Below are 12,891 nucleotides of genomic sequence, written 5' to 3'. Positions count from 1 at the left end.
CAGCAACACCATCACCTCCCACGGCCGCCGCCTAGCCGCCATGCCGATGGCCCCCCGCCTAGGCACCGCGTTGCTGCGCTATGGCTCCGGTGCGGCACCCACCGTTGCCGCACTCACAGAGGGGCTCAGCGGGGATCTCAGCCGGGCACGGGCGCCAAAGAAAGTGACGGAAAGGTTGGCGCGGCTCGTGGATACTTCCGCACCCGTCCCCGCCGGCGACGTCGTGGCCACCGCCTTTCCCGAATGGGTAGCCAAGCAACTGGATGGGCGCGAATACCTCCTTGCCAGCGGCACCCGCGCCACCTTGGACAGCAGCATCACACCCACCGAATGGATCGCCGCCGCCGAAGTCCAACTCACCCGCAGCGGTGCCATCATCCGCGCTGCCGCACCCACCGATCTGCCCACGGACCGCATCGAAGAAAAGACAACAGCCTCTCTCGTTGACGGCAAAGTTCGCGCCCGCCGCACCACCGCCATCGGTGCTATCGAACTGACCTCCACGCCCGTCACCCTCAACCCCGCCGACGCCGCCGAAGCACTGGCGGGCATCACCTTCGACCAATTCCCACTCACCGAGAAAGCCCAGGCTCTCAAACACCGCCTTGACTTCCTCCACGCCCAACACGGCGAGCCCTGGCCTGATGTCACCCAGGGCGACTACACCCCCGAAATCCAACAACTAGCCAACGGCACGCCACTCAAGAGCCTGGACATGCACGCCGCCCTCATGCGCCAACTCCCCTGGCCCGAAGCAGCCCGAATGGACGAACTCGCCCCCGAAAAACTCGCGGTGCCCTCCGGCTCCCACGCACGCATCGACTACTCCACTGGGCGGCCCATCGTCCGGGTGAAGTTGCAGGAGTGTTTTGGGATGGTGGGGGGTGCGTCGATAAGCAATGTACCTGTACTTTTCCACCTCCTCTCCCCCGCTGGGCGCGAACTCGCGGTGACCGACGACCTGGCCAGCTTCTGGAACGGCCCCTACCACGATGTGCGCAAAGAAATGCGCGGCCGCTACCCCAAACACCCCTGGCCCGAAGACCCCTGGACCGCGCAGGCCACCGCGCGCACCAAAAACCGGATGTGAGCTTTAAGCCGACTCCAACGGCGCAATGTTCTTGATGCTGTCCCCCAATGCCTTGCGACCCACGCGCAGGTCATAGTTGGACTGCAGATTCATCCAAAACGCCTCAGTCGTACTAAAGAACCGAGCCAGACGAATAGCTAAGTCTGCATCCAGGCCGCGACGCTCCTTCACAAGATCATCCACGACCTCGGCAGGAACATGAATGGCCTCCGCGAGTGCCTGGCCCGACAGTTCAAACCCATCCAAGAACTCGAGCCGGAGCACCTCCCCCGGATGGACCGGATCAATGAAGTCAGTGGTAGTCAGCGAGTTCAACATTCTCTGCTCCTTTGTCCTTCAACATCATCACATACTCACCCCCAGTTTGTTGCCAGGCTTTTATAAAAATTGGTGGCCACCCAGTATGTTTATGCGGTATGACAAACGCCCACAGCGCCCCCAGCACCCCAAGTGCTGCGAGCCGCGCGAACACAGTGACCATCTGGACACTGGTTTCCCTGATCATCGGTTCCACCGTCGGCTCCGGCATCTTCGCCCTGCCGCAGAACACTGCGTCGGTGGCCAGCCCCGGCGCGATGCTCATCGGCTGGGTTATCGCCGGTGTGGGCATGCTGTCCATCGCGTTCGTGTTCCAAATCCTGGCGCGACGCAAGCCGAACCTGGATTCCGGCGTGTACTCCTACGTGCGTGCGGGGTTGGGCGACTTCATCGGGTTCACCGCCGGCTGGGGCTACTGGCTGGGCTCCGTCATGGCGCAGGTGGGCTACGCCACCTTGTTCTTCGGTACTGCGGGGCACTACCTGCCCTTTTTCAATGAGGAGAACCCGTGGGTCGTGGCCCTAGCGGTGTCGGCGCTCACCTGGGGTATCTTCTTCGCACTCACCCGCGGAGTGAAGCAAGCGGCGGCGATGAACCTGGTCACCACGATTGCGAAGCTGGTGCCCATCCTGGCGTTCATCGTGCTCATCGCCTTCGTGGGCTTCAGCTGGGACAAGTTCACCCTGGACTTCTGGGGCGCGGACTCCGGCATCCCGCTGCGCGAGCAAATCCAGGGCATCATGCTGTTCACGGTGTGGGTGTTCATTGGTATTGAGGGCGCTTCCGTGTACTCCAAACAGGCACGTTCGCGTAAGGACATCGGCCGCGCCACAGTCATCGGTTTCCTGTCGGTGCTCGCACTGCTCGTTGCCGTATCGACGCTTTCCTACGGTGTGCTCACCCGCGAAGAGCTCGCCGCCCTGCCATCCAACTCCATGGGCGCCGTACTTGAGGCAGCCGTTGGCCCGTGGGGTGGTGCGCTGATCTCCATCGGCCTATGCCTGTCCGTGCTGGGCGCATACATCTCCTGGCAGATGCTGTGCGCAGAACCAATCGTCATGATGGCAACCGACAACCTGCTGCCAAACAAACTCGCCCAGACCAACACCAACGGCGCACCGTTCATGGCCCAACTGCTGTCCACCAGCGTGGTCCAGTTCTTCGTCATCGTCTTCTTCGCCAACGAGACGTCCTACAACGCCATGGTGCAGCTGGCCACCATCATGTACCTGTTGCCGTACATCTTCTCGTCGTTGTACCTCGTGCTCCTCGCCGTCCGCGGCAAGGGCCTCTCACATCCCCATGCCGGCACGCTTTTCGACGACTCCGGCCCCACCATCTCCACCCCCGACAACCGCCGCCACCTGGTCATCGGCATCATCGGCTTCATCTACTCCCTGTGGCTCATCTACGCAGCCGACCCGGTGTACGTCCTCTTCGGGGCTTTGGCCGTGATCCCGGGCCTCATCGCCTACGTGTGGACCCGCCTGGCGCAGCGCGAAAAGCCCTTCAACACCTTCGAATGGGTCGTAGTCCTCGTGGTCGTGGTGGGCGCGATCTTTGCCATCGTGGGTCTGCTGAACGGATCGTTGGTGCTCGATTAAAGATCGAGCACCAAGGCAAGCTTAAAGATCGAGCACCAGGTAGACCGTCAGCACGACCACCAGGGTGAGCATGGCGTAGCGCACCAGTTTCGCCCCGCCACCGAGCACCGTCCGGGCGCCGATCTGCGCGCCCACAATATTGGCTGCTGCCAGCGACAACGCCAGCACCCAATCAACGTATCCCGCCGCGATGAACACGCCCAAAGCACCGAGGTTCGTCGCGGTGTTTACCACCTTCGCCATGGCAGCAGACTGCAGGAAGTTCTGCGCGAACAGCGCCGTGAAGCCCATGATGAGGAACATGCCTGTACCTGGGCCGAAGGCACCGTCGTAGAAACCCACCGCTGCCACCAGGCACACACCACCTGCCAGCCGGGCGCGGGTGACCACAGGCTCAGACTCACCCGTGCCGAACTCCGGTTTAAACGCCACGAAGATCCCCACGGCCACGAGGAGGGTGAGGATGAGGGGGCGGATAAGGGCGTCGCTAATAAGCGAAGCGACGAGCGCACCACCCGCCGACAACCCACCCGCGATGAGCGCATAAACCCAGGTGCGACGGGGCACGCCCACGCGGCGGACCATCGTGAAGGCTGCCGACGCCGTGCCGGACACCGACACCACCTTATTCGTGGCCAACACCGCCGCACCCGGCAACGGCGTGCCCGCCATGAGCACCGGAATGAGGATGAGGCCCCCGCCCCCAATCACCGCATCCACCCAACCGGCAAGCGCGGCGGCAGCGAGCAATAGGGCGATCATGCACGCCCACGCTACTATGCCAAGCGTGGAACAACGCAGCAGGTGGATGATCGTGGCACCCGTGTCGGTGCTGCTGGGGTACGCGCTGACGCTTCTCCACGTGCCGGCGGCGTGGATTCTCGGCGCGATCATCGTCTCCGGCGCCTCCGCCCTGGGCACCGGGCGGGAACTGAAACTCAACGCCACCTTCTACCAGTTCTGCCGCGGCATCATCGGGGTCATCGCGGCACTGCCCCTGGCGGGGGTGCCCGTGCAGGAACTCGCACACTACCTCGTGCCGGGGCTCGTGTCAGCTGCCGTGATCGTGGGTATCGGGTTCGTTGGCGGGCTGCTGCTGGCCGGCTACTCCACCAAACACGGCGAAGGTGTCAACCGCGAAACCGGTGTGCTCTCGATGCTCTCCGGCGGGGCGTCCATCATGATGGCGCTGGCCAGCGAACTCGGCGCCAACATGCGCTACGTGGCGCTCACCCAATACCTACGGCTGCTGGCGGTATCCATGACGCTGCCCCTCGTCGCCTCCTTCCTCCCCGCGCCGGGCGACAACCACGCCGCGGGCATTGAAGTGACCTGGTGGATGTGGCTGCTCGTGGTGGCGGTGGCGATCATCGGGAAGCCGATTGCCTCCTGGTGCCACATCCCGGTACCGGCGGTGTTTGGGCCACTGATCCTCACGGCGATCATCGCCAGCCTCCTGCCCGCCACCATCGCCCCGCCAGAACCGCTGGCCGTGGTGGCGTTCATGTCCATCGGCTGGGCCTGCGGTGGGGGGCTCAGCGTGCCTGCTTTGAAGCACTTTGCCAGCCTTTTGCCCGCCACCATCGCCTTCATCGTCGTGGTCATGGGGGCCTGCGCCGGCACCGGCTGGGTGGTGGCCAAATGGTTGGGCATCACCTACTTCGAGGGCTACCTGGCCACCAGCCCCGGCGCGATTGAAACGGTGCTGGCGCTGTCCGCCGAAGGCGGTGGGGGTCCAGCGGTGGTGGCGTTGCAGCTCATCCGCCTCATTTGCATCGTGGTGTTCGCGGCAGCCTTGCCGACGATTCTGCGCCGCATGGACAAGCGCCGCGACTAGGTCTCCAGGATCTGATGAGCCAACATGTCCATCGGCATGGACCCCAAGCGCAGGGCCTTGTCGTGGAACTCACGCAGGGTCATGCCGCGCTCGCGGGCCTTGGAGCGCAGGTCCATCCAATCGCGGTAACCCAGGGCGTACGAGGTGGCCTGGGCGGGCCAGCCCATGTAGCGGTCGATCTCGAAGGTGAGGTTCTGCTCGTTCATCGCGGTGTTCTCGCGCAGGAAGGCCTTGGCGTAGGCGGCATCCCAGTAGCCGGAGCCGTCCGGGGTCTTCTTCTGCAGGTGCACGCCGATGTCCACGGCGACGCGGGCCATGCGCAAACGCAAGGAGTCGAGGAGGCCCATGCGGTACGCGGGATCGTCGAAAAGCCCCAGCTCACCCATGAGGGCCTCGGCGTATACGGCCCACCCTTCGCCGTGCGCGGCGTTCCAGTTGATGGCGCGGCGCCACAAGTTGAGGGTGTCGCGCTGCGTCATCGCAATGCCTTGCTGCACGTGATGGCCGGGCACACCCTCATGGCAGATGCGCGCCAGCTCATGCCAGGTGTGGAACGCATCTTGCCCCTCCGGCACAGACCAGCACAGCAGACCAGGACGCGTGAGATCCTCCGACGGCGGGGTGTACAGCATGCCGCCCGTGCCGGTCTCCTCCACGCGGCATTCCAGCGTGCGGATCTCCTCCGGCAGGGTGAACATCGTGCCGTCCAGCTTCTCAATCGCCTGGTCCGTGGTCCGCTGCATCCACTCCACCAGCGCGTGGCGGTCTGTGATCGTGTGGTTCGGGTCCGTGTCCAAGCGTTTGCAGGCGCTGCGGGGTGTGCATTCGTCGTACAGCTCGCGCGCTAAAGCTTGCTGCTTATCCACGACCCCCCTCAACTCCTCCAACGCCCACTCATACGCATCATCCAAATCCACCGAGCGGCCGAGGAAGAACTCTGCAAACAGCTCGTAGCGCTCCCTTCCTACCGCATCCTCGTGGTGGGCCAGCGGCGCGAGCTCCGTGGAGAGCCAATCCGCCATCTCACTGAACGCGTCCTTGGCCTGGGCAACTGCGTCTGCGTCGGGGGCAAGGCCAAGGGTTTCCAGGACGGAGCCGTCCTCCCCCAACGCCTCACACTGGCGGATCACCGCGTCAATCTGGCGCTGCGTAGCCACATCACCATGGCTGGCCGCCTCCGCCAAAGACTCCCGGTAGCCCGCCAACGATGTCCGCACCGCAAACAATCGAGACGTGAGATTATCCAGGTCCTCCTGCGTCTCCTTCGGCATCACCATCAAACAGTTGCGAATCACCTGCACCGGAGACGTCACGTTATTGAGCATCCGCAGATCCTCACCACTGTGGTGCAGATCCAATTCCACCGCCATGCGGTCGCGCAGGATGGCACCGGTGACGTAATCGACGGAATCAAAATCATCCTCATCATCCGACGAATCCGTCCCGTCATTCAACGCATCCACGTCCGCGATGAGATCCCTAATCCGATCCGCCAACGCGCCCCAATGCTCCGGGGAGAAATCCTGCAACTGGTCATCATGCCCGGGGATACCCAACGTCGTAGCCACAGTAGGCGAAAGCTCCGCAAGGTCATACACAAAGTCCTCGCAGGTAGCATCAAGCAGGGACGGCTGCCGCTCCGGTGAACTCATAAAAGAAGAGTGTACCGGTCATCCCCCGCATTAGAGTGAGCCCCATGAACACACGTGCCAGCGCCCTTGATCGTGCCCGTGAACTCGTTGACCGCGCCCACCGCGTCGAAGTGTTCACCGGTGCCGGCATGAGCGCCGACTCCGGTCTAGCCACCTACCGCGACGCCGTCACCGGCATCTGGGAAAACGTCGACCCCACCGCCATGGCATCCATCGACGCCTGGGCCAAAGACCCCGACACCATGTGGGCCTGGTACCTCTGGCGCGCCCGCCTCGCCAGCCAAGCACAACCCAACGCCGGGCACCTGGCACTCGCGAAATGGGCCACGCATACCCCCCTCACCGTGACCACACAGAACATCGACGACCTCCACGAGCGTGCCGGCTCCTCCGATGTGGTCCACCTTCACGGTTCGCTTTTCGCCTTCCGCTGCTCCATCTGCTCGCGCCCCTACAAGGGGAAGGTGTCCTTGCCGGAGGAGCCCACAGACAAGCTGCACCCCCCGCAATGCCCCCTGTGCGGCAACCTCATCCGGCCCGGCGTCGTCTGGTTCGGCGAACCCCTCCCCGCCCACGAATGGGACGAGGCGGAGCGGCGCATGGTGGAGGCCGACCTCGTAGTCATCGTGGGCACCTCCGGAGTGGTCTACCCCGCCGCCGGACTCCCCCGCCTCGCCCACGAACAAGGCACCCCCATCATCGAGGTCACACCCATGGAAACCGACCTCACACCGCTCGCCACCGTCACTCTTGTGGACACGGCAGCGAAAGCGCTGCCCGCACTGATAGCCAACCTTGACTAGGTAGGCCGTAATATATTCACCATGACAACTCAATGGTCTGCCTTCTCGCGCCCGCACAACCCGACGGCGAAATGCCTCCACCTCGTGCGGCTCAACCAGGTGACCTCGCGCAGTGAGCTCGTCACCGCAACCGGCCTCTCCCAGCCCACCGTCACCCGGGCCATCGCCGCGCTCATCGGCGCCGGATACGTCACCGAGCGCACGGATCTCACCCGCTCCCAGGGCCGCGGCCGTCCGATCATCCCGCTTGAACTCACAGACACGCAGGCCATCCACGCAGGCATCGCCGTGGGCACTGGCTCCACCTACGCCGCGCTCTTTGACATCAAAGGCCGCACTATCCGCGACTCCGAACTGGACATCCACGTCGCCGACATGAGCCAGGATGACTTCATCCAGCACATCATGGCCGGGCTCAACCGCCTCATGGCGGACCTGGGGCGCCCGCTGGCCACGGTGGGGGTGACCACGTCCGGTAGCGTCAGCCCCGACGGCGTGGTCAACGCGCCGAACTTGGGGTGGAAGGATGCACCTTTCGGCTCCGAAATGCGGGAGCAGTTCTCCGTGCCAGTTCAGGTGACGTCGGCGGTGGCCGCGATCATCGGCTCGGAAATCCAGTCTGCGCTGACGGTGGATGGCGCGCCGATGATGGCCTTGTTCGCAGACGACTCGATCGGTGCGGCGGTAACCCAGGACAAGGGGGTGCTGCCCATCGCCGTGGATCGGCCAGATCTGACTACCCGTGGGGTACTCGGCGGCCAGACGTTGGTGGATGCGGTGAGGGTGGCGGAGGGGGATGCGTCGTTACGCAAGAAGCTTGATGCGCGCGCACAGCAACTTGGCGCACTCGCCGCAGGTCTCATGAAGGAGCACTCCACTCCCGCGCTGGTTATCGCAGGCTCCGCGCTTATCGACGACCCCTTGGCCCCCTCCCTCTTCGCCCGCTCCGTCCGCTCCGCCCTGCCAGAAGCGTCCCTACGGATGATTCCCACGCACCGCGAAATGGTGCGCGATATTGCCCGCGCAGTGGCCCTAGACCTGGTACTCCGCGAGCCCCTCACGGTGACGACGCCCTAGGTCCACATACTTCGTCGCATGCGTGATCAGCCCGGCGCGCTCGTCTGCGCTGACGTCGCGGCGGATCTTGGCGGGGACACCGGCGGCGAGGGAGCCGTCCGGGATCTCCTGGCCCTCAAGGACCACCGCCCCACCCCCAATAATGCAGCCGGCACCAATCGTGGAGTACGCGAGAACGGTCGCGCCCATGCCGATGAGGGTGCCGTTGCCAATGCGCTCCCCGTGGACCATGGCAAGGTGGCCGATGGTCACGTCCTCCCCGATCACGTTCTCCGTGTCCGTTTGGACATGGATGACGCTCCCGTCCTGGACATTGGTGCGGGCACCGATGTGGATGGCGCCAACATCACCACGGATGACCACGCCAGGAAAGATCGCGACGTCTGGGCCGATGGTGACGTTGCCGATGATCGTAGCTTCCTTCGCCACAAACGCCGTCGGGTGAATAACCGGGTATGCGCCTTCAAAGCTATACAGCATGCGCCCTAGCGTAGTGGCTCGCCAAGCACCGGTTCAGCACTTTGGGAAGAGCTCTTAGCGTCGCTTGTGATGTCGCTATCGGCATCGCTCTTAGCGTCGCTTGTGGCGGCGCCTTTGGCGGCAAGGTGGGCGAGGACCTTCGCGTAGAGGATGTACCCAATGATCAGCGCCAGCCCCGCAAACACGTACAGGGCAGCGCGCGGTTTACCCACGATGGGTTCAATGTTCGTCGCCGCGAACGGCACCATCACGAGGAACAAGACCAGACAGGACACCAGCCCTGCGAGCTGCGCCGGCATGACACGCGCTGCGGCCTGATTCACCCCGACGAGGATGGCCACGCCTAAAGGCAGAATCCATACCCAGTGGTGGTACCAGGAAAATGGTGAAACAAGGCACGCACCCAGCCCCACCAGGCCAATAGCGATGGGCACGTTATCGCGCTGCACCGCCAGCCACGCAGCCCACACCACCAACGCCACAGTGACAAGGGCCAACGCCAGCCACACCGCGCCGGACTCGATGCCAAAGTCGCGCACCAGCACCGACTTGATGGACTGCGCCCCCGGATTCGAGTGGTCACCGACGCGGTCGGAGGAGAACATGGCGTCTGTCCAGAAGGCCTTCGCGTCCGGCACTGCGACGAAACCGACGGCGACGGTGACAAGGAACGTGACAAAACTCCCGAAAGCCGCCGCCCAGCGCCGCTGCACCAAAAACAGCAATCCGAAAAACGCCGGCGTCAGCTTAATCCCAGCGGCCAAACCCACCCCGACACCAGGCAGCCGGTACCTACTCGGCAGGAAATCCAAGCACACCAACAGCATGAGCAGGATGTTCACCTGGCCCCAGAACAAGGTGGCGTGCATCGGCTCCGTACCCAAGAGGAAGAAAGCAGCCAAAGCGGGGAGGATGATTGCGAACGCCGGCGTCATCTTCACCCCCAGTCGCGCGAAGCACAACCACAAAACCACCAGGGTGCACACAATCGACATGGTGTGCCACAGCACCGTCACCACAATGTCGTCGAGCACGCCCAGCCACGAGAACAACAGCCCTGAAAACGGCGGGTAGGTAAACGGCAGGTCAAAAATAATGTTCCCGCTGTAGAGTGCCTCCCCCGTGATGACACGCTCCCCGCCACGCAGGTAGATCCACAGGTCAAGGGGAATGTCTGTCTTGAACACGCTGTTGTACTCGGCAAAATTCGCCCAGTACCGGTACACAATCACCCCGCAGGCAACAAGCAGCACGCACGCCACCGTTGCCTGTCCCGCGATTTGTTTTACACTGCGCTTCTCACCGGTTCTCACAGTGGAAAACATACCCGGTGGGAAGGGGAAACGTCGGTAAGCTCAGCGGAACGGGACCTCTCCTTGTGTCCGACGTAACTTACGTGTCCGCAATCGCTCCGGATTTTTAGCCAACCGTTCCATCGTCCGCACGGCACACATGACGTGTGCCTCCTTCGAGTTGGAGTAGAAGGCCTGGGCCGCGGCCGGCAACTTCGGCACCGCATGCAGGGGCAGATCCGACACCGCCAACAACGTCCCATACGGCACCCGGTAGCGGTAGCCATTCGCGGCGATGGTGGAAGACTCCATGTCCACCGCCACCGCCGTCGATCCCCGCAGCCACGCCCACAGGTCCCGTGGGGTCTGCCACTCCCAGTTGCGGTCATCCGTGGACAGCACCGTGCCGGTGCGCATGAGGGCCTGCTCCTCATCCCCGTAGATCCGCTTCACGGCCTTCTCTAGTGTCCGCTGAATCTCCGGGATCGCCGGAATGGGCAGCTCGCGTTCAATGTGGTTGTTCAGCACGTGGTCGCGCCGCTCATAGGCGTTGCCCAGGATGAGGTCCCCGATCCGCATGCGGGCGTCCAGGCCGGCGCAGTGCCCGATCATGATCCAGCACTCGGGGCGGAGCACCGCCAAACAGTCCGTGATGGTCTTCGCATTCGACGGCCCCACACCAATGTTGATCATGGTGACGCCGGAATTATTCTCCGCCACCAGGTCGTAGCGCGGCATTTGGTAGCTCGAGGTCACGTCAGCAGCCACCGCATCAACGTCCAAAACGTCGGCGGGGGTGATACGGCGGCCGTTTGGCAGGAGCAGGGCGGTGTACCGGGTGCCCTCTCGCGCGAGTTCGTTCAGGCCGAAGCGCACGAATTCGCGGGTGTGCATGTCGTAGTTGGTGAACAGGATGTAGCGCTGCACGGACTCCACGTCGATGCCGGTGTAATGCTCGATGCGTTCGCAGGCGATGTCGAAGCGTTGGGGGCCGAAGTGGAAGAGGGGTTTTTCGGAGGCGTGGAAGGCGTCCCAGTCGCCGTCGATGATTGCATCGTGGACGTCGTCAAGCGTGGGGCGTGGGATGTCGGTGCGGCGCGCTTCGCTGACGGGGCCGTGGCCGCGGATGTATTCCGGCGGGATGCCTACGTCGGAGTAACCGACGGAAATCTCGCATGGATAGTTGGCGGCCAGGCATTCGAGCTGGTGGCGCAGGTAGGACTCCATCATGTCGGGCCGTGAGATCACCGCGGAGTAGGTGCCGGCCTCATCGACGTAGCCGAAAGGTTGGGAGCGGTCGATCGGCCGCCACTGGGTGATGCGCACCGCGATTTTCGGGTAGAGCACCTCGTTGTAGCGCGCATAGTCGCCGGTGGCCACGCATTCACGCGCACGCTCGCAGGACGTCGCATACAGCTCTTTTAGCTTATCGACGGCCTCACCAACACCACCCACTACATCCAACTGCCCCATGTCCCCCCACCCTATAAGATCCTCGGTGTGAATAAACGGTGTGCGGCGCTGGCGTGCGCGTTCATTGCGGTTGGGGTAACTGTGAGTGGCTGCTCATATCTGGCGGGGCCATCAATGCCTGAAATGGGGCCAGTAGTGGCTCTCTCTGATGGGCCACACCTAGATCTGAGTGATCTGGATGAGAACGTGGCCGAGATTGAGGAGCAGCTGGATGTCCAGGTGGGCGTGGCCGTTTTTGACGGTACGCAGGATATAACTGCTGGTTCAGTGGGTGTCATGCCGGCCTGGTCCACCATCAAGGTTCCCATTGCGCTGGTGGCGCAAAAACACTGCTCGTACGGGGAAAAAGCGTTAGAGAAGCTCACGGAGGCGGCCATCGAATGGTCGGATAATGATGCCACCGACCAACTCTGGGGCTGCCTTGGGTCGGCTGCGGATGCGAGCCGGCTGGTGTCGGAGGAAATAGCTAAGAGTGGTGTGACGGTGAAGCCTCAGCCCGCGTGGGGCACCACGGCATGGACGTTGCCTGGTCAGGCACGGTATGGGTACCAGTTGGCGGCGGTGCCGGAGGATAACCCGGTGATCGCCGATATGCATAAAATTGTGGACGAACATCGCTACGGCCTCGGCCAACTCGATAATGTGCCATTCAAAGGTGGCTGGTCCGACGCCGACGACGGATCATGGCACACCCGCCAATTCGGCTTCACCACAATTGATGAGACCACGTACGGCATCGCCATCGCCGCCCGATCCCTCGACGGCTCCGAGGAAGACTGCCAAGAGGCACTCACCCAGGTCGCCGACTATCTCAAGGAGGCAAAGGTTGACTGAACAAACCACCATTGATCTGCTACGCCAACTCATCCGCAACGCCTGCGTCAACGACCTCACCCCCGATTCCGGCCAGGAGGTACGCAACGCTGAGACCCTAGAGGAGTTCTTCGCCGGCACCGACGTGAAAGTGCAGCGTTTTGAGCCGCACCCCGGTCGCGTTTCCGTTGCGTTCACCGTCGAAGGGACGGACCCCGAGGCGGAACCGTTGACGTTGTTGGGGCATACGGATGTGGTGCCCGTCGATAAGCCAAAATGGACGAAGGACCCCTTCGGCGCGGAGATTGAGAACGGACGAATCTACGGGCGTGGCGCAATGGACATGCTGTTCATTACCGCGGCGATGGCTACGGTGACGCGCGAAGTGGCCCAGGCCGCGCAACGCCCGCGCGGCACGCTGACCTTCGTGGGCTGCGCTGATGAGGAAGCCC

The 12,891-nt window shown here is 63.3% G+C and carries 13 protein-coding genes; 7 read left to right on the top strand and 6 right to left on the bottom strand.

The window, feature by feature from the left end; genetic code table 11:
- Positions 1-1,090, top strand: a 1,090-nt coding sequence (locus tag F4V54_RS08690; RefSeq protein WP_282958588.1) for an ATP-dependent helicase C-terminal domain-containing protein, incomplete at its 5' end; no start/stop codon positions are given.
- Positions 1,091-1,093: 3 nt separating this feature from the next.
- Here F4V54_RS08690 and F4V54_RS08685 read toward each other — a convergent pair.
- Positions 1,094-1,408: a HigA family addiction module antitoxin gene (locus F4V54_RS08685; RefSeq protein WP_150386881.1), complete on the bottom strand. Its 315-nt coding sequence runs from the start codon at positions 1,406-1,408 to the stop codon at positions 1,094-1,096.
- A gap of 98 nt (positions 1,409-1,506) precedes the next feature.
- Between F4V54_RS08685 and F4V54_RS08680 the strand changes: the two genes are divergently transcribed.
- The gene (locus F4V54_RS08680) at positions 1,507-3,012 is read left to right on the top strand and encodes an amino acid permease (RefSeq protein WP_150386880.1); all 1,506 of its coding nucleotides are present in this window, start codon (positions 1,507-1,509) and stop codon (positions 3,010-3,012) included.
- Positions 3,013-3,033: 21 nt separating this feature from the next.
- Here F4V54_RS08680 and F4V54_RS08675 read toward each other — a convergent pair whose 3' ends face one another.
- Positions 3,034-3,774, bottom strand: a complete 741-nt coding sequence (locus F4V54_RS08675; protein WP_150386879.1) for a TSUP family transporter — start codon at positions 3,772-3,774, stop codon at positions 3,034-3,036.
- A gap of 25 nt (positions 3,775-3,799) precedes the next feature.
- Here F4V54_RS08675 and F4V54_RS08670 point away from each other — a divergent pair, with 25 nt between their 5' ends.
- Positions 3,800-4,849 (top strand): AbrB family transcriptional regulator, encoded by a 1,050-nt coding sequence (locus F4V54_RS08670; RefSeq protein WP_428840490.1) that lies wholly within the window; start codon positions 3,800-3,802, stop codon positions 4,847-4,849.
- Here F4V54_RS08670 and F4V54_RS08665 read toward each other — a convergent pair.
- Complete coding sequence (locus F4V54_RS08665) at positions 4,846-6,501, bottom strand: DUF885 domain-containing protein (protein WP_150386878.1); 1,656 nt, start codon at positions 6,499-6,501, stop codon at positions 4,846-4,848. The two genes, F4V54_RS08670 and F4V54_RS08665, sit on opposite strands and share 4 nt — an antisense overlap.
- 44 nt (positions 6,502-6,545) lie before the next feature.
- Here F4V54_RS08665 and F4V54_RS08660 point away from each other — a divergent pair, with 44 nt between their 5' ends.
- Together F4V54_RS08660 and F4V54_RS08655 are read left to right on the top strand one after the other, a co-directional pair.
- A complete protein-coding gene (locus tag F4V54_RS08660; protein ID WP_150386877.1) occupies positions 6,546-7,304 on the top strand; it encodes an NAD-dependent deacylase in 759 nt (252 codons plus the stop codon).
- Positions 7,305-7,325: 21 nt separating this feature from the next.
- A complete protein-coding gene (locus tag F4V54_RS08655) occupies positions 7,326-8,381 on the top strand; it encodes an ROK family protein (RefSeq protein ID WP_150386876.1) in 1,056 nt (351 codons plus the stop codon).
- Here F4V54_RS08655 and F4V54_RS08650 read toward each other — a convergent pair.
- The 3 genes from F4V54_RS08650 to amn are packed head-to-tail and all read right to left on the bottom strand — an operon-like array spanning position 8,337 to position 11,626.
- The gene (locus tag F4V54_RS08650; RefSeq protein WP_150386875.1) at positions 8,337-8,861 is read right to left on the bottom strand and encodes a gamma carbonic anhydrase family protein; all 525 of its coding nucleotides are present in this window, start codon (positions 8,859-8,861) and stop codon (positions 8,337-8,339) included. The genes F4V54_RS08655 and F4V54_RS08650 overlap by 45 nt on opposite strands.
- A gap of 5 nt (positions 8,862-8,866) precedes the next feature.
- A complete protein-coding gene (locus F4V54_RS08645; RefSeq protein ID WP_170253138.1) occupies positions 8,867-10,174 on the bottom strand; it encodes a glycosyltransferase 87 family protein in 1,308 nt (435 codons plus the stop codon).
- Positions 10,175-10,216: 42 nt separating this feature from the next.
- Positions 10,217-11,626, bottom strand: coding sequence for an AMP nucleosidase (gene amn / locus F4V54_RS08640; RefSeq protein WP_150386873.1), 1,410 nt, complete (start codon positions 11,624-11,626; stop codon positions 10,217-10,219).
- Between the two features lie 135 nt (positions 11,627-11,761).
- On the opposite strand from amn, the gene F4V54_RS08635 reads away from it, so the two are divergent.
- Positions 11,762-12,460: a class A beta-lactamase-related serine hydrolase gene (locus tag F4V54_RS08635; RefSeq protein WP_249041271.1), complete on the top strand. Its 699-nt coding sequence runs from the start codon at positions 11,762-11,764 to the stop codon at positions 12,458-12,460.
- The coding region (locus tag F4V54_RS08630) for a M20/M25/M40 family metallo-hydrolase (protein ID WP_249041270.1) at positions 12,453-12,891 on the top strand (439 nt) is incomplete at its 3' end. The genes F4V54_RS08635 and F4V54_RS08630, both read left to right, overlap by 8 nt.

The organism is Corynebacterium tuscaniense (assembly GCF_008693065.1).
Classification (GTDB): domain Bacteria; phylum Actinomycetota; class Actinomycetes; order Mycobacteriales; family Mycobacteriaceae; genus Corynebacterium; species Corynebacterium tuscaniense.
Note: the sequence above shows the minus strand (reverse complement) of the source record. Positions and strands in the feature narration are given on the sequence as shown.

Coding starts and splice junctions, on each gene's coding strand:
- F4V54_RS08660 (WP_150386877.1), top strand. CDS start 6,546: ATGAACACACGTGCCAGCGCCCTTGATCGTGCCCGTGAACTCGTTGAC.
- F4V54_RS08655 (WP_150386876.1), top strand. CDS start 7,326: ATGACAACTCAATGGTCTGCCTTCTCGCGCCCGCACAACCCGACGGCG.
- F4V54_RS08680 (WP_150386880.1), top strand. CDS start 1,507: ATGACAAACGCCCACAGCGCCCCCAGCACCCCAAGTGCTGCGAGCCGC.
- F4V54_RS08675 (WP_150386879.1), bottom strand. CDS start 3,774: ATGATCGCCCTATTGCTCGCTGCCGCCGCGCTTGCCGGTTGGGTGGAT.
- F4V54_RS08685 (WP_150386881.1), bottom strand. CDS start 1,408: ATGTTGAACTCGCTGACTACCACTGACTTCATTGATCCGGTCCATCCG.
- F4V54_RS08650 (WP_150386875.1), bottom strand. CDS start 8,861: ATGCTGTATAGCTTTGAAGGCGCATACCCGGTTATTCACCCGACGGCG.
- amn (WP_150386873.1), bottom strand. CDS start 11,626: ATGGGGCAGTTGGATGTAGTGGGTGGTGTTGGTGAGGCCGTCGATAAG.
- F4V54_RS08665 (WP_150386878.1), bottom strand. CDS start 6,501: ATGAGTTCACCGGAGCGGCAGCCGTCCCTGCTTGATGCTACCTGCGAG.